The 18,199-nt window shown below is 63.7% G+C and carries 15 protein-coding genes; 3 read left to right on the top strand and 12 right to left on the bottom strand.

Going from position 1 to position 18,199, the window contains the following annotated elements:
* Positions 1-30: 30 nt before the first annotated feature.
* From K3178_RS02225 to K3178_RS02235, 3 genes are read right to left on the bottom strand one after another with little or no spacing between them, the layout of a single operon-like run.
* Positions 31-1,428 carry an O-antigen polymerase gene (locus tag K3178_RS02225; protein ID WP_221569754.1) on the bottom strand — a complete coding sequence of 466 codons (1,398 nt, stop codon included), beginning with the start codon at positions 1,426-1,428 and terminating at the stop codon, positions 31-33.
* A gap of 44 nt (positions 1,429-1,472) precedes the next feature.
* Positions 1,473-2,846, bottom strand: a complete 1,374-nt coding sequence (locus K3178_RS02230) for a polysaccharide biosynthesis protein (protein ID WP_221569755.1) — start codon at positions 2,844-2,846, stop codon at positions 1,473-1,475.
* Positions 2,843-3,892, bottom strand: a complete 1,050-nt coding sequence (locus K3178_RS02235) for a glycosyltransferase family protein (protein WP_221569756.1) — start codon at positions 3,890-3,892, stop codon at positions 2,843-2,845. Before K3178_RS02235 ends, K3178_RS02230 begins: the two co-directional genes overlap by 4 nt.
* Before the next feature lie 165 nt (positions 3,893-4,057).
* Here K3178_RS02235 and K3178_RS02240 point away from each other — a divergent pair, with 165 nt between their 5' ends.
* Positions 4,058-5,089 carry a LacI family DNA-binding transcriptional regulator gene (locus tag K3178_RS02240; RefSeq protein ID WP_221569757.1) on the top strand — a complete coding sequence of 344 codons (1,032 nt, stop codon included), beginning with the start codon at positions 4,058-4,060 and terminating at the stop codon, positions 5,087-5,089.
* A gap of 89 nt (positions 5,090-5,178) precedes the next feature.
* On the opposite strand, the gene K3178_RS02245 is transcribed toward K3178_RS02240, so the two are convergent.
* The 9 genes from K3178_RS02245 to K3178_RS02285 all read right to left on the bottom strand — a co-directional run bounded on the left by K3178_RS02245 (position 5,179) and on the right by K3178_RS02285 (position 16,667).
* On the bottom strand, positions 5,179-6,522 hold the full coding sequence (locus K3178_RS02245; RefSeq protein ID WP_221569758.1) for a methyl-accepting chemotaxis protein: 1,344 nt from the start codon (positions 6,520-6,522) through the stop codon (positions 5,179-5,181).
* Positions 6,523-6,575: 53 nt separating this feature from the next.
* On the bottom strand, positions 6,576-8,354 hold the full coding sequence (locus tag K3178_RS02250) for a methyl-accepting chemotaxis protein (RefSeq protein ID WP_247713482.1): 1,779 nt from the start codon (positions 8,352-8,354) through the stop codon (positions 6,576-6,578).
* Positions 8,351-9,892 carry a putative bifunctional diguanylate cyclase/phosphodiesterase gene (locus K3178_RS02255; RefSeq protein ID WP_345719838.1) on the bottom strand — a complete coding sequence of 514 codons (1,542 nt, stop codon included), beginning with the start codon at positions 9,890-9,892 and terminating at the stop codon, positions 8,351-8,353. Before K3178_RS02255 ends, K3178_RS02250 begins: the two co-directional genes overlap by 4 nt.
* Before the next feature lie 138 nt (positions 9,893-10,030).
* Complete coding sequence (locus K3178_RS02260) at positions 10,031-10,906, bottom strand: CheR family methyltransferase (RefSeq protein WP_221569759.1); 876 nt, start codon at positions 10,904-10,906, stop codon at positions 10,031-10,033.
* Complete coding sequence (cheB, locus tag K3178_RS02265) at positions 10,897-11,991, bottom strand: chemotaxis-specific protein-glutamate methyltransferase CheB (protein WP_345719839.1); 1,095 nt, start codon at positions 11,989-11,991, stop codon at positions 10,897-10,899. The genes K3178_RS02260 and cheB overlap by 10 nt, the downstream gene beginning before the upstream one ends.
* An 18-nt stretch (positions 11,992-12,009) precedes the next feature.
* Positions 12,010-12,375: a response regulator gene (locus K3178_RS02270; RefSeq protein ID WP_006834477.1), complete on the bottom strand. Its 366-nt coding sequence runs from the start codon at positions 12,373-12,375 to the stop codon at positions 12,010-12,012.
* Positions 12,376-12,431: 56 nt separating this feature from the next.
* Positions 12,432-12,866, bottom strand: a complete 435-nt coding sequence (locus K3178_RS02275) for a chemotaxis protein CheW (protein WP_221569760.1) — start codon at positions 12,864-12,866, stop codon at positions 12,432-12,434.
* Positions 12,863-15,250 (bottom strand): chemotaxis protein CheA, encoded by a 2,388-nt coding sequence (locus tag K3178_RS02280; RefSeq protein ID WP_221569761.1) that lies wholly within the window; start codon positions 15,248-15,250, stop codon positions 12,863-12,865. Before K3178_RS02280 ends, K3178_RS02275 begins: the two co-directional genes overlap by 4 nt.
* 49 nt (positions 15,251-15,299) lie before the next feature.
* Positions 15,300-16,667: an MATE family efflux transporter gene (locus K3178_RS02285; RefSeq protein ID WP_221569762.1), complete on the bottom strand. Its 1,368-nt coding sequence runs from the start codon at positions 16,665-16,667 to the stop codon at positions 15,300-15,302.
* Between the two features lie 123 nt (positions 16,668-16,790).
* Between K3178_RS02285 and K3178_RS02290 the strand changes: the two genes are divergently transcribed.
* Both K3178_RS02290 and K3178_RS02295 read left to right on the top strand, forming a co-directional pair.
* Positions 16,791-17,567 carry a class II aldolase/adducin family protein gene (locus K3178_RS02290; RefSeq protein ID WP_221569763.1) on the top strand — a complete coding sequence of 259 codons (777 nt, stop codon included), beginning with the start codon at positions 16,791-16,793 and terminating at the stop codon, positions 17,565-17,567.
* Positions 17,568-17,608: 41 nt separating this feature from the next.
* Positions 17,609-18,178 carry a (2Fe-2S)-binding protein gene (locus K3178_RS02295; protein ID WP_221569764.1) on the top strand — a complete coding sequence of 190 codons (570 nt, stop codon included), beginning with the start codon at positions 17,609-17,611 and terminating at the stop codon, positions 18,176-18,178.
* Positions 18,179-18,199: the final 21 nt, after the last annotated feature.

Raw genomic sequence — 18,199 nt, forward strand, 5'->3', positions numbered from 1 at the left:
ACAGGGAAAGTGTAAGTTGCGGCGCGAAACCTATCGCGGGGTATCGCCTGCGCGCGCGGCGAGGGCCTTGCGGCGTTCGGCCGGTGTCATCGCGGCGGGCGCACGATTGTCCGGGATCGGCGTGTAGACCAGCCTTGGTCCGGAAACCCTCGCGATGAGAAGCGCCAGCAGCAGCGGTCCAAAATAGAAGGGCACGCTGCGGAAGAGCGTCACCAGCGTCCCGTCGCGGAAAACGAGCACGCTCGTGCAGATGACGAAAGCATAGGCAAGCCGCGCGATCGGCCCGTCATACCTGCCCAGCAACAGGCGATAGGCGCCGGCGAATATCAGCGCGAAAATCAGCGCATTGATGATGATGCCGAGATAGCCGAGGCTCATCCAGCCCACTCCCGGCAGAGAGGCGGTCATGCCGACCGGCTGGCCGTAATCCCACAGCGAGAAGAACTTGATCGGCGACCCTACCGGTTTGTCTGGCCACATCCGGCGCGGGATCGGTTCGGTAAATACCTGCAGCACATTGGCGAAATAGTCATAGCTGCCCGATCGCTGCGGCACGACGTAGACGAGGTATTCGAAATATTCGAGATTGGCGAAATCCATGTGCTCGAGCGGGTCGAGGGCATTCTCGTCGACATAGCCTTCTCCCATATCGTCCGCGACGAGCTGGCGGACCGCACCGCCGCGGTCGATCACGATCTGGTTGAACGCGAAGGCGGCCACCAGTGCGAGGATCACTGCACGCCAGTCGAACCACTTGCGCCCCGTCTCCATCAGCAGCGTCACGCCGATGGCGGCAATCGCGAAAATGAGTGCATGGCGCGTCCCGGTTCCGGCCTGGAGGAAGGCGAAGACGGCGAAGTAGATCCAGCCCCACCAGCGATAGCGCGCCAACCAGATCAGCATGACCGCCATCGGTGCCATCATCAAGGCGGCATCGGTAAACCAGCCATTGCCATGCAAATTGACCGTGTTGCCGGTCGCAGCATCGCGCACCATGGTCTCGAAATCATTGACCCGCAGGCGCCAGTTGCCGATCTGCGCGACCAGGGCGATGGGCGTCAGCAGGCCGGTCATGATCATGATCGGCCAGAACATCCGCCGGCGCGCTTCCTCGATCATGGAGCGATCGGGCGGCGAGAAGGCTCGCGGTGCAATTGCAAGGCTCGCGATCACGAAAACGATCATCGCCAGATTGGCGCCGAGGATTACGGTGATCTTGTCCGTCATCGATGGCTGGAACTGGTAGAGCCGGTAAACGAAATCGAAGTCGTAATAGCGCGCCACGATCGGCCTGAAGACGAACAGGAAACCGTGAAAGGCGAGATAGAAGCTGGCCGGATGGGCAAGCGAAGCTGCCGGATGGCGCAGATAGGCCAGCGAAATGCCGAGAAAGACGATAACCGAGGCAAAGAGGAGAAAGTCGTACACGGCGCCCTATCCCTATCCCGCGCGGCATGTGGGCTGCAAGGCGCTCATTTCGGCTTGCGAAGGACAGTCCACAGCGCCTTCACATCGTCCAGTCGTTCGCGCGAGACCAGCGAGGTTGCGAATTCGCGCGGCGTCATCTCGATCATCGCAAGCGCCCGGCGCATCGTGGGTACCAATTGCGAGGTCTCGGCCGCAATCAGCGGCAGGAGGACAACCGGCAGCGGAGCGCCCGCCCAGCCTATCAATATAGCCACCAGGAGCGAGAGAGCCGAGCCGATGAGGTAAAGCAGAATGATCCGGGCGTGGGCATTCTCGGCGGCGACGAGGGCGATGGCGTTGGCCGACACGGCCCTGACGGCGGCGGCCAGCACCAATACGATCGCGACTGCCGGATCGAACAGGGTTTCGCCCAGCGTGTAGATATCCTGCACCAGCGGACCCAGGACCAGCAGGACGATGGCGAAGCCTGTCGACATCACGAGCGAGATTACCGTCATCGTCGCGAGCATCCGTTTCTGGATCGCCCTGCGGTCGCCCGAGATATACCCGCTTTCGTAGAACTGCATTCCGTAAACGAGCCCGGTAATCAGGTCTAGCAGGCGCGCCAGCGTCCGGGTCGCCGCAAAACCGGCAAGCACCACCGCGCCGAAAACGGCGCCGACGAGCAGGAGATATCCCTGCAGGTTCAGTCCGAAGATCAGCGGGGAGAGCATGAATGCGAGCGATGGTTTCCAGAGCCCGTCGAGGCTCTCGCCGATTGGACCATGACCGCTTTCGAACATCTGCGGAGCGACCTTGCGGGCCGAAAGGTAGATCGCGAAAGCGGCGAGACAGCGAAACAGGGCCAGCGACATGGCGAGCACTGCAAGGCTTTGCGAAAAGGTCACCGCCGCCGCCAGCACCACGATTTCGAGCAGGCTTGTCGCATTGTAGAGAAAGATGTGGTCCGGATACCGCCCGACCGCCCGATAGGGGATATCGAATACCGCCATCTGGCTGGTGGCAAAGACATAGAGCGCGAGCCATGCAGAGGCCTGTGCGATATCCCAGATGTCCAGCCCGTCGCCGTTTTCGACGACCGAGGGCACGATGATCATTGCCGTTGTCGCAAAAACCAGCGCGAGGGCCGCGGTCGACCCGGCCGAAATCGCCCATGCGGCGCGGAAATCCCGGCGCGCGCGGGGCATTTCCCCTTCCTGTACCGCCGCCAGTGCCGCGGTGCCGCCGGCCCCGGCGAAACCGTTGCCGACCAGCGCCACATAGGCGGGGATGGCGAACAGGATCAGCCATGTGCCTATCGCCTCGACACTCCAGCTGGCGAAGAGGATCGGAAGCGTGGCGAACTGGACCGCGATGCGCGTACCCAGCGCGGCAATATTGGCAAGGATGCCGCGCTTGATCCTCTGCCCGATGCTCACGCCTCGGTGTTCCGGCCCAGCAGTTTGCGCGCGGCAGACTTGCCGATATCGATCGCCGATTGCGCCGTTCCCATGATCCGCGTGCGTCGCCTCTCGCGAGAAAGATTTGCCTCCCACTCGCGGTAACGCGCTGCGATCGGGCCTTCGAGCATTCCGACCCATTGCGAAGCGAGGCGCTCGATCGAGAACTTGCGCGTCTTGTGCCGTCCTGCCTCGACCAGCTCGTCGTAAAGTTCAGGATGGTTGCACAGGCGGTCTACTTGGCTGGCGACTTCTTCGCGGTTATGCGCCAGCAGGTGGTCGACACCTGCCGTGCCCGCCTGCGAATAGGCGGAATCGCTGCCGCCTATGAATGGGACGCCTGCGATCCAGGCATTGATCAGCTTGTTTGCGGGTTTGCGCGAATGGCGCGAATGGCCGAAACTTCTCAGGCCGATCACGACATCGAGATCGGAGAAATCGTGCCAGCGTGACGGGTCGCGCGCGACGAATTCGATCCCGCGCCGGGCCAGCAGCTGCGACCAATCGTCGACGCTGGAGGCGAGATTGCCTTCTATACTGCCGAGGAAGCCAACGCGCTTCACGCCCCGGCGATCGGGATCGCGCGGAATGATGCCCGCCTGCGGCCAGAGATACTGGAGCGCGGAATCCTCGCATAACTGGTCGGCGTTCTGCTGGATATGGAACTGCGCCCACAGGATGCGCGGATAGTCCGCCTGGATCGACACCTGGAACAGCGCGGGATTGGCCCCCGAGCGGGAAAGCGTCTTTGACTTTGCAAGGTTGATGCGACCTTCGGCGGGCCGGGTCGCAATCTCGATCCCGCCCACGTCCATGTCGCGCAGGCGGCACCAGGTCTGGACCGTCCAGCACAGGTCGCCGTTCTCGGCAAAGGAGCGCAGGATATCGGGGCGAACTTCTAGCAGCTTGCCAAAATCCTCGCTGGCGATCGCCTCTTGCGCACCGAACCGATCATTGTGGACGAAGCGCACCGGAGCGGGGGTGTCGAGCATGCGCTCGCCCTTGGTTATCTGAACTTCGCTCATTCGTCCGACGCGCGATCCAGCTTTGCTTGGTTTCGCATTGCGATCCCCCGGTGATCCCTTGATCGCAGCTTTCCCATGTCTTGCGCGTCGCTGCAAGCGCGGCTGCACTCTCGCTTTCCCAAAAATGCTGCGCTAGGGGCTAAGCCAATGGTTTGAGGAGAGAGCATGACCAGAGAGGGTAACGGGCGCCCGCACCGCGTCACGTCGATCGATGTGGCGGAACGCGCAGGGGTCAGCCAGTCCACCGTGAGCCGCGCGCTTTCGGGCTCCGAGACTATTACCGAAGCGACCCGCCGCCGCGTGGAGCAGGCGGCCGAGGAGCTCGGCTATCACGTCAACATGCGCGCTGCGGGCCTGCGCAAGGGCGAGACCGGAACCATCGCCATCGTGGTCATCGGGCGCGAAGGGCAGGGACCTGCCGCGATCAATCCTTTTTATTACAGCCTGCTCGGCAGCACCTGTGCTGCAGCCGCCGAACGCGGGTACGAGGCGCTGGTGTCATTCCAGGCCAAGGAAGACGAATTGTTCGGACATTATGTCGGGCGGCGACAGGCAGACGGTGTCGTCGTCATCGGAACGGCTACGAACGGACCGGCCTGGGACTATTTCCGCAAAGTGGCCGCCGACAGCAAGTCGATCGCCTTCTGGGGCTCGCCATTCGACGACGCGGTCTGGGTCCGCTCGGACAATTTCGAAGGCGGCAGGCTGGCCGTGGAAAAGCTGGTGTCGGGCGGCGCGAAGGACATCGTCTTCGTCGGCGATCCCAATTCCTCGCAGAAGCAGTTCCGCGAACGCTATGAAGGCTATCGCAGTGCGATGGAGAAGGCGGGCCTGACTGCGCGCGATCCAGCTGCCCCAGAACAGGGTGCCGACCGCGTAACGCAAGGAAGAAGCGCCGTGGGCGCGATGTGCGACAACGGCGAGAAATTCGACGGCCTCTTCTTCGCCTGCGATGCGATGGCACTGGGCGCACTCGAGGAATTGTCCTCCCGCGGTGTCGCCGTACCCGAAAAGGTGGGCGTGGTCGGCTTCGACGGCCTCGGCTCGGGCGAGTTCAGCAATCCGCCTCTCACCACGGTCGAACCGGATTTTGCCGAGGCCGGCAGGTTGCTGGTGGAGACGGCGCTGGCCGGCGAGGGCGAGCGTGCCGAGCGCCGCGTGCCGGTGCGGTTGGTGGAGCGCTCAAGCGCCCGGTAGAACACCGTCCGGTAATCGGTGGGAATAGAATAAAGGACGGCCCCGGCCGCTAAGGGTCGGGGCCGTTCTCGAGTTTCCAGTCCTGCGAACTAGGAAGCGCGGATCTGGAACAGGAATTCGTCGACCTTGTCGCGCAGCGTGCTTGCCTGCGTTTCGAGGTCGCTGGACGAGGCCAGAACCTGGCTTGCTGCAGCGCCGGCCGAGATGCTGGTATCCTTCATCGCGTCGAGATGGCTTGCCACCTCGTCGGTGCCCTGCGCGGCGCGGTCGATACTGCGCGCAAGGTCCTGTCCGGCTACCGACTGCTGGTCGACTGCACTGGCGATGGAGATCGCCGTCGTTTCCAGCTGCTTGATCTGCTCGCCGATCGAACGCAGCGCATTGACGCTGGCGCCGGTCGACGCCTGCATGGCCTGGATCTGCTCGGATACTTCTTCGGTCGCGCGGCTGGTCTGCGCGGCGAGTTCCTTCACCTCGCTGGCGACGACCGCGAATCCGCGACCTGCTTCGCCGCCGCGCGCGGCTTCGATGCTCGCGTTGAGAGCGAGGAGATTGGTGCGCTGGGCGATCGACTGGATAAGCTCGACGATCTGGCCGACCTGTTCCGCCGAGTGAGCAAGCGCGCCGATCGTCTCGTCCGCGCCTTCGGCATCGTCCGATGCCTTGCGCGCCAGTTCGGCCGAATTGGCGGCCTGGCGGCTGATCTCGCCGATCGACATGGCGAACTCGTCGGAGGCGGCAGCGGCTGCAGTGACGCCGCCCGATGCCTGTTCCATGGCGCCCGTGATCTGGCTTGCCTGGCCGGCGGCCTGTTCGGCTGCACCCGCCATGGCGCTGGCGGTCGAGTTGAGCTGGCTGGAAGCTGCAGCAACGCCGCCAACCACATCGCCAACTGTCTTTTCGAAACTGTCGGCAAGCAGCATCAATTCCTGCTTCCGCTGCTCGGATGCGGCCTTGCGGCCGGCGAACAGCTCGTCGAGCTTGTGGCCCGAACGGGAGAAAACGGCGAGCGAACGGGAGAGGTCGCCGATTTCATCGGGGCGGCTTGTGTCGCCCACCTGGATATCGCGAGCACCGCCAGCAAGCCGCGCCATTTCGACCGTGATCTGCTGGAAGGGAGCGATGACGTCGCGTAGGATGAAACGCAGGCTGAGGAGCGCTCCAACTGCCGAAACAGCGGCCAGCGCAATGATGAGCGCAGTCGCGGTAGAGGCGAAGGCGGGGTCGCCCAAGCCGGCCAGGGCAATCGCCGAAATGGCCAGCACGCCGCCAAGCGTGAAGATCGAGGCGATCTTGGCCTTGGCAGACATCGATTTCGCCATGAACCAGCCGTGCAGGCCGCCCGTGTGGCGGATTTCCTCGAGCAGCGGTCCCTCGACCTCGGCGATCTCGCGGCTCAGCTCTTCCTCGATGAAACCTACTTGCGCATTCACGGCTCACATCCCTTCCCGATTTGCGCTTTTGCTAGCGCATAATGGTTACCAATTTAGGCTTCGCGTACGTGCCGCAGGAAGTCGTCCACCTGCTGGCGAAGCACTCCGGCCTGCGATTCGAGCGAGGTAGCCGAACCCAGGACCTGGCTTGCCGCGGCACCGGTAGCGACGCTGGCCTCGCGTACCTGCGTGATGCTGCTGGAGACCTCGTCGGTCGAACGCGCGGCAAGGTCGATGCTGCGCGCAAGATCCTGGCCCGCGACCGACTGCTGGTCGACTGCACTGGCGATCGAGATAGCCGTCGTTTCGAGTTGCTTGATCTGGTCGCCGATCGAACGCAGCGCGCTGACGCTGGCGCCGGTCGAGGCCTGCATGGCCTGGATCTGTTCGGCCACTTCCTCGGTGGCGCGGCTGGTTTGCGCTGCCAGTTCCTTCACTTCGCTTGCCACCACGGCAAACCCGCGGCCTGCCTCGCCGCCACGCGCCGCTTCGATGCTGGCGTTGAGGGCAAGAAGGTTGGTGCGCTGGGCAATCGACTGGATCAGTTCGACGATCTGGCCGACCTGCTCTGCCGAGGATGCAAGCGCACCGATGGTCGCATCGGCACCTTCGGCATCGTCCGAGGCCTTGCGCGCCAGTTCGGCGGAGTGCGAGGCCTGGCGGCTGATCTCGCCGATCGACATCGCGAACTCGTCCGAGGCGGCAGCTGCGGCGGTGACGCCGCCCGATGCCTGTTCCATCGAATGGGTGACGGATTCGCTCTGGTGCGTTGCCTGTTCGGCAGCGGCGGCCATTGCAGAGGCGGTCGAATTCAGCTGGCTGGACGCAGCCGCAACCCCGTTGACGACTTCGCCGACCGTGCTTTCGAACTGCAGAGCGAGACGCTGGAGATCCTGGCCGCGTTCGGCGCGCAGGGCTTCCTTCTCGGATGCCATCTTCTCGAAGCGGAAAGCGGCACGCAGGAATACATGAAGCGAACGGGCGAGGCCGCCCAGCTCGTCGCGGCGTTCGAGGCCGGGGATCTGGATCGACTTGTCGCCCGTAGCCAGCCGTTCCGCGCTATCGGTCAGCTGGCTGACCGTGCCCGAAATGTCGCGGGCGATAATGCGCGTCGACAGCACGATCAGCACGATGCCGGCGAGGGCGACCGTGAAGAACAGGACAAAGAGATAGACGATGTTTGTTTCGCCCGCCGAATCGCTCGCCTGTCCCGTGCTCGACAGGGCTGCCTTGAGTTGCTTGGTGAGAGCGTTGAACTCGGCCCCTTCTTCAAGTGCGCCTTCGACCACACCTAGCCGGGTCGTCATGTCGCGCACCGATTTGAGCTGCTCGAGACGGCCGTTCAGCGTGTTGAGGCCTGCACGCAATTCGGTGATGGTGGCCGCCTGCTCCGGCACCACTGCGACCACGTTACGCTCGATCGCGTTGAGATCGCGGCGGGCATCCTGCAGCGCACTGCGAGCGCCGTTCAGCGACTTGTTGTCGCCGTAAAGTGCATAGCGCTGGATCTGCAGCTGGGCGGCGTCCGAACCGGCCGAAAGTTCGGTCGACAGCAGTACCATCTCCGATATCTGCATGCGCTCCTTGCGCAGTTCGATGGCGAACCAGCCGCCGAGGACGATCGCCATCAGGATCGCCACGACTGCGCCGACGTTTGCGAAAGCGACAAGGCTCAGCTTGCCGCCGATCGACATGTCGGCAAACTTGCCGCGCAGGCCTTCGCTGCCCGCACCGATATCGGCGAGGATCGCGCGGTCTTCGGCGATCTCGTCGGAATAATACTTGCTGGTATCGACTTCGGCGGCACCGAAATCGTGGCTCACTGCATTCATGCTACCTTGACCCCCCGGTCAGTGTTGGTGCCCCCGGCTTCGACGCCAGTGATCGTCTTTCCGAGGTGCTGCTTGATTTCGTCTGCGGGCATGGCCTTGAAGTAGAGCCAGCCCTGGATCTGGTCGCATCCGGCGGCGCGGACCATGTCGGCCTGTGCCTGCGTTTCGACGCCTTCGGCGGTAACCGCCATGTTCATCGCCTGCGCCATGGTGATGCTGGAAAGCATCATCGCGCGGCTCGATTCGTCCTCGCTCGCCTGGACCACCAGGCTGCGGTCGATCTTCAGCTTCTCGAAGCGGAACTGGCGCAGGAAGCCGATCGAGGCATAGCCCGTGCCGAAATCGTCGAGCGCGACGCCGACGCCGAAGCCGCGGATGAGGTTGAGGCTGCGCTCGGCGACCACGGGGTCGAGCACAAGGCAGGTCTCGGTGATTTCCAGCTCTAGCCGTTCGGGATCGAAGCCGGTTTCCTCGAGGATGTGGCCGAGCTGGATCGGGAATTCGGGATTGCGCAGCTGCGCGGCCGAGATGTTGACCGACAGCGTCACGCCTTCCCACTCGAGAGCATCGACGCAAGCCTGGCGCAGGACCCACAGGCCGATCGGATTGATCAGGCCCGATTCCTCGGCGACCGGGATAAAGGTGTTGGGACCGACGGTCTTTCCGTCGGGACGCTCCCAGCGCATCAGGCTTTCGACCGCCACGATCCTGCGCGTGTTGGAATCGACCAGCGGCTGGTAATGCATGCGGAATTCGCCGAGGGTCAGCGCCTGGCGCAGGTCGTCGTCCAGTTGCTTGATCTGTTCGCGGCTGCGATCGAAGGCCTCGTTGAACCAGGTGCAGCGCATCTTGCCGCCGCGCTTCGAAGCATACATCGCCACATCGGCGCGGCGCAGCATTTCCGAAGAGCTGACGGTCTGGCCGGGCGCGTTGCGGGCAAGCCCGATGCTGGCACCGAGCGTCAGTCGCTTCTCGCCGATCTTCACCGACTTGGCGAGCCGTTCGATGATCCGGCGGCTGTGACCCTCGAGCAGCGTTCCGGCAAGATCGCCGTGCATCAGGACAGCGAATTCGTCACCGCCGAGGCGATAGATATCGGCTTCCTCTCCGCAAATGTCGCGGATGATCTTTCCGATGGTCTTGATGGTCTCGTCGCCGACGAGGTGGCCGTAGTGGTCGTTGATGATCTTGAACCCGTCGAGATCGACGATCGCCAGCGCGACCTCGTGCTGGTCCGACATGTGCTCGGCAACATCGCGGTGCAGCGCGCGGCGGTTGGGCAAAAGGGTGAGGGCATCGCTGTTCGAAAGGCGTTCGAGTTTGCGCAGGTGCTTGAGGCCGAGGACCGCAAACCCGCCGATGCTGGCGAGGAAGGCGACAAGGCCGCCGCTCAGAACCGCTTCCATCGAAGTGACGCCGAAATGCGTGCCGAATACCGCCATCACTGCGGTAACGCCGACGATCCCAGCCAGCGAGGCCAGCGGCGCGAATATCATCACGCGCGTGCTTTGCTGTGCCATGTCGGTATGTGAACGCACGCGATTCCCCCTGGGCTCAACCCAACTTTCGTTATCGCCCTCGCTAACGCGCATTCGCTAATTAACGGTAAACCCCAAATTTACCTTGGTCAGCGGGCGTGGGAGCGCGATCCGCGTTTTCGCGCGGACCGGACGATGTCAGCCGTTGGCGACTTTCGGCAGTGAACCCGAAAGCACCGTACCGACCGAACTCGCGGCGGTTTTCGGCACGTAGATCGCAGAGCCGAACGGAGCGGGCTCGAACTTGTCGGTCTGGCCGACCACGGTCTCGCCCGCGCCCAGCATCAGGAAGCCGTCGGGTGCGATACCGCCGGAAAGCCGGTCGAAGGCGTTGCGACGCACTTCGGGATCGAAATAGAGCAGGCAGTTGCGGCACAGCACCAGGTCGAACCGCCCGGGCGAGGGCGGGTAATCGAGGATGTTGCGCTGTTCGAACTTCGTCATCGAAAGCACCTTGTCGGCGACTTTCCAGCCCTTTGGCGTCTCGGTGAAGAAGTTGAGCATCTGCGCCACCGAAATGCCGCGCTGGATTTCGAACTGCGAATAGGTGCCCGTCCTGGCCTGCTCGATCGCCTTGCCCGAAACATCGGTGCCGAGGATTTCGATCGTCCAGTCCTGCCACCTGCCCGGCTGTTCGCAGAAGGTCATCGCGAGGCTGAGAACTTCCTGCCCGGTCGAGCAACCAGCAGACCAAATCGAAATCTTGCGTGTATTGGCACGTTTCTTCGCCAGTTCCGGAAGGACCGTATTGGCGAGCGTTGCGAAATATGCGTGATCACGGAAGAAATAGGTTTCGTTATTCAGCAGCGCTTCCACCACGCGCGTGGCGAGGCGGTGTTCGCCCGGTCGCTCCAGCATGCAGGCGAGTTGGTCGACGTTCTCGATCCCGAATTCGCGGAACAGTCCCGAAAGCGCGGTCGAGATCCGCCAGCGACGGCTCTCGGTCAGCGTCTGACCGGTGCGCGCATTGAGGAGATCGGCAATGATCGTGTGGGAAGCGTCTTCTAGCGCCATGCATCGGCCCCCACGGTCTTGAGGATCTTGTCGGCAAGTTCTGCCGGGGGGAGAACGGCGGATGCGAGCCCGCGTTCGGTGACGTCGCGCGGCATGCCCCAGACGGCGCATGTGTCGGCGCTCTGGGCGTACATCGAGCCGCCCGCATTGATGATCGCCTCGGCCCCTTCGCTCCCGTCGCGGCCCATGCCCGACAGGAGGATGCCCGCGACCTTGCCGTCAAAGGCTTCGGCCAGCGTTTCGAACATCGGATCGACCGATGGCGTGCAGCCGCTCTTGACCGCGTGGAAGGCGAGATCGGTGACGAAGCGCGTGCCCTTCTGGCGCACGACCATATGTCCGTGGCCCGGCGCGATCACGATCGTCCCGCGCTGGATTTCGGTGCCTTCGCCCGCCAGCACGGCCTTGCGACCGGCGGCCATTTCCATCTGCTTGGCGAAGACCGGGATAAAGCTGCCGGGAAGGTGCTGCGTGATCAGGATCGGCAGGTCGAATTCGCGCGGGATCTGGCGCAGGAACAGGTTCAGCGCGTGGATGCCCCCGGTCGATGCGCCGATGGCAAGGACCTGTGGTTTCTTGCCCGCACGACGTTCGCTCCACTTTGGGCGGACGGGCCTGGGCTGCTCGTAGGGCGCAAGGCCCTTGAGCGCGCGGATCTTGCCGAGCAGCTGGGTCCGGTAGTCCTCGTTGAACCCGCCCGGGCGCGGCTTGAGCATGGTGTCGGCCGCGCCCATCTGGAGCGCCTTCACCGTATGCTCTGCGCCTTCGGCCGTGAGCGAGGAGATCACCAGCACCTTGGTGCGCGGCGATGCCTTGAGGATCTTAGGAAGCGCCTCGATCCCGCCCATGCCGGGCATCTCGAGGTCGAGCAGGATCACGTCGACCCGGTGGCTGGAAAGCTCTTCGAGCCCGCGTTCGGCCGTGCTCGCGCTGGCGACGATCGTCATGTCGTTCTCGCGCTCGATCATGCGCGAGAAGACTGTCCGCACGGTCAGCGAATCGTCGACCAGCATCACCCGCACGGTGGCAGGCGAGGGCGACACGCTGTGGGAGGCGGTCCTGGTTGATCGGAGCGCGGTCACCACGGCTCGTATCCTTTCGGATCAGGCCATGCCGACGAGCTGGAGCTTGATCTGCAGGGTTTCGTGGTCGAACGGCTTCATGACGTATTCGTCGGCACCGGCGCTGATCGCCTCGCGGATGTGCGCGACGTCGTTCTCGGTGGTGCAGAACACGACCTTGGGCTTGTCGCCGCCTTCGTGCTTGCGCAGCTCGTGGATGAACTCGATGCCCGTCATGACCGGCATGTTCCAGTCGAGCAGCACCACTTCGGGCATGCTTTCGAGGCACTTGTTGAGGCCTTCCTGGCCGTTTTCGGCTTCGTCGACAGTGAAGCCGAGCGTTTCGAGGATATGGCGCGACACCTTCCGGATAACGCGCGAATCGTCGACGATGAGACAGGTTTTCATTTCGTGTGATCCCTTCACTTGCCCGGCCTTCCTAGCACCGAGCGGTAACCAATCGCTTAAGCTGCTTCGCGCAAGGGTCCGGAGACCAGCTGGTCGATATCGACCAGCAGGGTCGGACCTCCGTCCGTTTCCACCATGCCCTTCGAGGCGCGCTGCCAGCCTTCGCCGAAGCCGCCCGGCACGGCGACCGGATCGCTGTTTGCCTCGCCCACGTCATGCGCTTCGTCGACGAGCAGGGCGTAGAGATGACCTTCGATCTCGACGACAGCCGCACGGCGGTCGGCCGATTCGCACGCGGTATCGAGGCCCAGGGCGAGCGAGCAGTCGATGACCGTCAGCGCCTGGCTGCGCAGCGCGGTCAGGCCGAGGATGAAATCGGGCGTGCCGGGGATGGGGGTGATGTTTTCCACCTCGATCACCGACTGGACTTCGATCGCGGGGATTGCCGCACGGCGGCCCGCGATGGTGCACATCAAAAGCAGTTCGTTCATGCCGCCCTCCCGGTGCGGATGCGCTTGAGCGCGGCGAGCAGCCCGTCGCGGTCGTAGCGGTAGATGGTGTCGTCGCCCGCATCTTCGGGTTCGGGACGCAGGCGGATGGTTTCGCGAGCGCCGCTGGCAGGCGTCTCGCCTTCTTCGGCCAGCGCGATGGCAAGATCGGCTTCGACCTCGTCATCCTCCCGGGCGATACGATAGCCTGCAGCCTGGACAAGCGGCTCGAGGATGGTCCTGGCCCATTCGCTGCCTTCCGGAATGCGGCAGGTCAGCGTGTGTTCGAGTTTCTTGCTGGCACGGTAGCGCGAGAAGACCGCATGGCCGTCGAGCAGCGGAATCGGGTTGCCGCCGATCAGCGTGACGCCCTCGATCGCCTTGTCGGCTTCGCTCGGTACGACATCGTCGGTAATGTCTGCAGCATCGAGCACTTCCTTGACCGCATAGACCAGTTCCTGCTCGCCGTCCGACAGGCGCAGCAGGCGCACGCGCTCTTCGGGGAGCGGCCCCACATCGTGTCCGGCGAGCGTCATGATCTCGCCGTCGATGACGGCCTGGGCGCGTTCGCCCTCGATATCGATCGCATCGCGCGAAATCGTGTCGATCCGGCGAACCAGTTCGAGGCGAACCGCACGGTGACGACCGTCGAGCCCTGCAAACAGCATGACCGGCACCGCCTTGGTGCGATCGGCATTGTCCTTCTTCTCGACATCCGCTGCTTTGGCCCGGACATTGCCTGACATGCCGCGCATCTGCGCGATCGAGGGCAGGTCGATGAGCATCATCGGGCGCCCGTCGTCGAGCAGGGTGGTCCCGGCGTAGAGGCGGGTGTCCATGATCGCGGGCGCGATCGGCTTCACCACCACGTCCTCGTGATCGAACACGCGGTCGACCGCGAGCGCGAAGACATCGTCGCTGGCGAGCCGGACGAGGATGAGCGTCTTGTCTTCCCACTTGCAGTCCGCGCCCGCTTCGCCGCCGAGGATCTCGGACAGGGCAAGGCAGGGCACGCGCTGGTCGCGGAAGGTCATCAGGCGGCGATCGCCGGCCTGGGCGAAATCGACATGGCTCGAATTACCGAACACGATTTCTTCGACATAGCTGCGCGGGATAGCGTAGCGCTGGTCGCCGCTGCCGACGGTCAGCGCCGCGATGATCGAAAGCGTCAGCGGCAGCTGGAGGTGGAAGCTGGTGCCTTCGCCGAGCTTGCTGGTGACCTCGATCGAACCGCCGACGCGCTCGATGTTCGAACGCACCACGTCCATTCCCACGCCGCGGCCCGAAACCGAGCTGACGGCTTCTGCGGTCGAGAGGCCCGGTTCGAAGATCAGGTCCTGCTTCTGCTTGTCCGACATCTTGTCGAGTTCGGACTTCGAATAGAGTCCGTTTGCCAGCGCCTTGGCGGTCAGCTTGTCCAGATTGATGCCGCCGCCATCGTCGGTAATCACGAGGCTGATCTGGTTGCCCGACTGGCGCGCGGCGAACTTGAGCATGCCGATTTCGCGCTTGTCGTTCTTGAGGCGCGTGGCCGGGCTTTCGATGCCGTGATCGATGGCATTGCGGATGATGTGGGTCAGCGGGTCGCGAACCATCTCGATCATCTCGCGGTCGAGTTCGACCTCGCCGCCTTCGAAATCGACCATCACCTGCTTGCCGAGCTCGGTCGACAGATCGCGCACCAGGCGCGGGAGCGAGGAGAAGAGATGCTCGAGCCGCTGCATGCGCATGCGGGTGATAGAAGTGCGAACGTCGGCGAGGATGGCCGAGAGGCGTTCGAACGGGCCGTCGATGGTCGGCTGTTCGCCCGCTTCGCGCAGGCGGCGGGCAAGGTCGTTCCTTGCCAGCACCATGTCGGACACGCCCTTCATCACTTCGTCGAGCAGGTCGACGGGCAGGCGGATCGAACGCTGGACGCCCTGGCGCGGAGCCTTGGCGGAAGGATTGTCGGTCTCGGCCTTTTCGACCTGTGCCACTTCTTCGGCGGTCACTTCGAGATCGCTCTGGACTTCGACTTCGGCACCCGGTTCGAGAGCGGCGATTAGGTCCTCGTCGCCGCCTTCGCCGAGGTCTTCACCGGCTTCGATGCTGTCGGTCATTTCCGATATGCGGTCGATGATGGCGAGGACGGCAGTGACCAGCGCACTGTCGGGTTCACGGCGACCCGCGCGGCATTCGGCGAGCGCATCTTCTGCAGCGTGGCTGAGCTTTTCGAGGCGCGGGAAATCGAAGAAACCGCAATTGCCCTTCACCGTGTGGACGAAGCGGAAAATGGTGTCGATTCGTGCCTTGTCGGACGGATCGGCTTCCCACGCGACCAGTTCGGAGCCGCTTTGTTCAAGCATTTCACGGGTTTCGGCGACAAAATCCGCCAGCAGTTCATCCATTGGTCCGGGACCCCCAGTTCTCGTTAGGGTCCGCTATGCCGCAAGATGGTTAACGTTTCGTTGGGTCCGTTTCTTGAGCTTTCGGGCCGGCGCGCAGCACGCGCCAGACCACGAAGGAAGCGAGCGCGCCGCCAAGCAGGTTGGCAGCGAGTTCGGCGCCGTAAATTGCGTCCGCACCAAGGCTTGCGCGCAGCATCCAGCCAAGCGGTAGCATCACGAGGAACACGCGCGCCGCGCTTTGGGCAAGGGCGAGCGGTGCCTTGTCGACCGCGTTGAGCGCGCCGTTTGCGGTGATGAGCAGTCCGAAGCCAGCATAGCCCCATACGGAGATTTCGAGATAGCGTGCGAATTGCTCGACCACTGCCGGATCGTCGGTGAAGAAGTCGGCGAACCACCTGCCGAAGGCGAACAGGACGATGGCGGTGGCGAGCCCGTAGCCGACGCAGAACATACCGGCCCAATACATCGCGCGGCGCGACCGGTCCGGGCGGTTCGCACCCCAGTTCTGGCCCACGATCGCGCCGATCGAACCCGAAAGTGCGAGCAGAGGGACCACTGCAAAACTCTGGAGCCTTCCGGCCGCGCCGAAACCTGCCACTGCCGCCTCTCCCTGTGCCGCGAGCAGCGCGGTCAGGACGGAAAGACCGATGGGATTGATGGCATTGGAAAATGCCGCCGGGCCTGCCACGCGCAGGATCGCGCTGCTCGAATTGGCAAAGTCGCACTGCATGATCAATGTAGGATGGATCTGGAGCTGGGCCCTGCCGATGAACCACAGGGCCATGATGCAGGCCACGCCATAACCGATGATCGAGGCATAGGCGGCCCCTGCCACGCCATAGCCCTCGAATCCGAAAGCGCCGGTGATCAGGATCGGGTCGAGGATCCAGTTCACCACCGAATAGGTGATCGAGACCATGGAAACATAGCGCGCCTCGCCCTGGCCACGCAGGACGCCGTTCAGGCCCATCTGCAGCAGCAGCACCGGCATGCCGAGCGCGAAGGGCTGCATATAGTCGAGGATCAGCGGCAGGAGCGCATCGCTCGCCTGCATCAGCCGGAAAAGCGGACCGAGCAGCGCGAATAGCAAGAGGCCCAAAATCACGCCGATCCCCAATGCGAAGACCGCGCCGAAATTCGCCCTGCGCTCGGCGCGCGCCACGTCGCCTTCGCCCAGCGCGCGGGCAATCACCGAATTGATGCCGACCATCACGCCGACGCCGAGGCTGGAGAGCGCGATGATGATCGGGAAAATGAAGCTGACCGCGGCCAGTTCGGCGCTGCCCAGCTGGCCGATGAAATAGGCATCGATCAACCCGACCGACATGATTGCGGCCACGCCGATCACCATCGGTAGGGTCTGGGTGACGAGATGGCCGCCGATGCTGCCGCGGGTCAGTTTGGCCGTCTCGCTCATTGCTTGGCGGCGCTAGCGGGGCGGGGCGCGGTTGGGAAGCGCCGATTTACGCCACGGGCGCTTGCCCGATAGCACGATGCCATGCGATAGAGGTTTCAAAGAGAGACCGAAGGAGAGCGCGCCATGGCAACGCAGATGAAACCCCAAAGCGGACCGAAGTTCGAATGCAGCGAAGCGGAATGGAAGGTCCGTCAGGATCTCGCCGCCTGCTATCGCATTTTCGAGCACCTGGGCTGGGGCGAGAGCATCTACAACCACATCTCGGTCGCCGTGCCGGGCGAGGAGGATACATTCCTCATCAACCCCTTCGGCCTGCTCTATGACGAAGTGACTGCCTCGAACCTCGTGAAGATCGATGTCGAGGGCAACAATGTCGGCCAGTCGCAATACATGGTCAACAAGGCCGGCTTCACCCAGCACGCGCATTTCCACAAGCACCTGGGCGAGAAGGCGACCGCGATCTGCCATGTCCATACCACAGCCACGATGGCGGTGTGCAGCCACAAGGACGGCCTGCTGCCGACCAATTTCTACGCCTGCAATTTCCAGGGCCAGATCGGCTATCACGATTTCGAGGGCGTGACCGTGCGCCCCGAGGAAGGCGACCGGCTGGTCGAAAACCTCGGCGATCATTCGATCCTCATGCTGCGCAACCATGGCCCCGTTGTGATGGACAAGACCATCCCCGGTATGTTCGTAAAGATGTGGGCGCTGCAACGCGCCTGCGAAATCCAGGTCGCCACCCTCAGCCAAGGGGAACCTAACATCGTCAAGCAGGAGGTGGTCGACGTACACCAGCGCGACCTGTCCACCATGCAGACGCAGGGCGGGGCAGGGCTGTTCGATTTCGAGGCCTGGAAGCGCCGCGTCTCGAAGATCGACGACAGCTGGAAATCCTAAGGCCTCTCGACATTCGTTCGGATTGAGGCGAAGGCCCCGCCATGTCGCGCATGACGGTCAACGACCGGCCCATCGAATTCCTGATGGACCCCGAAACGCCCCTGCTCTGGGCGCTGCGCGATGCCGCGAACCTGACGGGGACGAAATACGGCTGCGGCAATGGTGACTGCGGAGCCTGTGTCGTCCACATCGACGGCGAGCCGCTGCGCAGTTGCCTCGTCACCATCGCCGAGGCGGAGGGGCGCTTCATCAAGACCATCGAAGGCCTCTCGGGCGATCGTAGCCATCCGGTGCAGCAGGCGCTGGTGGCCGAACAGGCGATCCAGTGCGGTTTTTGCACGCCCGGCATCGTCATGGCTGCTGCTGCATTGATCGACCGCAACCCGGGCGCGAGCGAGGACGAGATCAAGGCGGCGATCCCCAATATCTGCCGCTGCGGCGTACAGCCGCGGCTGGTCCGCGCCATTCGCCGCGCGGGCCGCGTGGCGAACAGGCAGGAACGCATCAGCGCCGCCCCTGCACCGGGTATCAGCGCCGAAGATGCTGCCGCGCAGGTTCCTGCGCTCACCGCACCGGAAGACACCGTCACGCGGCGCGAAGAAACCGAGTAGGCGCGAAAAACGGCGACCGTT

Source organism: Qipengyuania sphaerica (genome assembly GCF_019711595.1).
Classification (GTDB): Bacteria; Pseudomonadota; Alphaproteobacteria; order Sphingomonadales; family Sphingomonadaceae; genus Qipengyuania; species Qipengyuania sphaerica.

What these genes read in the sequence shown, in the direction of transcription:
- K3178_RS02235 (WP_221569756.1), bottom strand. Translation starts at nt 3,892, where the DNA reads ATGAGCGAAGTTCAGATAACCAAGGGCGAGCGCATGCTCGACACCCCC.
- K3178_RS02240 (WP_221569757.1), top strand. Translation starts at nt 4,058, where the DNA reads ATGACCAGAGAGGGTAACGGGCGCCCGCACCGCGTCACGTCGATCGAT.
- K3178_RS02250 (WP_247713482.1), bottom strand. Translation starts at nt 8,354, where the DNA reads ATGAATGCAGTGAGCCACGATTTCGGTGCCGCCGAAGTCGATACCAGC.
- K3178_RS02260 (WP_221569759.1), bottom strand. Translation starts at nt 10,906, where the DNA reads ATGGCGCTAGAAGACGCTTCCCACACGATCATTGCCGATCTCCTCAAT.
- K3178_RS02270 (WP_006834477.1), bottom strand. Translation starts at nt 12,375, where the DNA reads ATGAAAACCTGTCTCATCGTCGACGATTCGCGCGTTATCCGGAAGGTG.
- K3178_RS02275 (WP_221569760.1), bottom strand. Translation starts at nt 12,866, where the DNA reads ATGAACGAACTGCTTTTGATGTGCACCATCGCGGGCCGCCGTGCGGCA.
- K3178_RS02280 (WP_221569761.1), bottom strand. Translation starts at nt 15,250, where the DNA reads ATGGATGAACTGCTGGCGGATTTTGTCGCCGAAACCCGTGAAATGCTT.
- K3178_RS02285 (WP_221569762.1), bottom strand. Translation starts at nt 16,667, where the DNA reads ATGAGCGAGACGGCCAAACTGACCCGCGGCAGCATCGGCGGCCATCTC.
- K3178_RS02290 (WP_221569763.1), top strand. Translation starts at nt 16,791, where the DNA reads ATGGCAACGCAGATGAAACCCCAAAGCGGACCGAAGTTCGAATGCAGC.
- K3178_RS02295 (WP_221569764.1), top strand. Translation starts at nt 17,609, where the DNA reads ATGTCGCGCATGACGGTCAACGACCGGCCCATCGAATTCCTGATGGAC.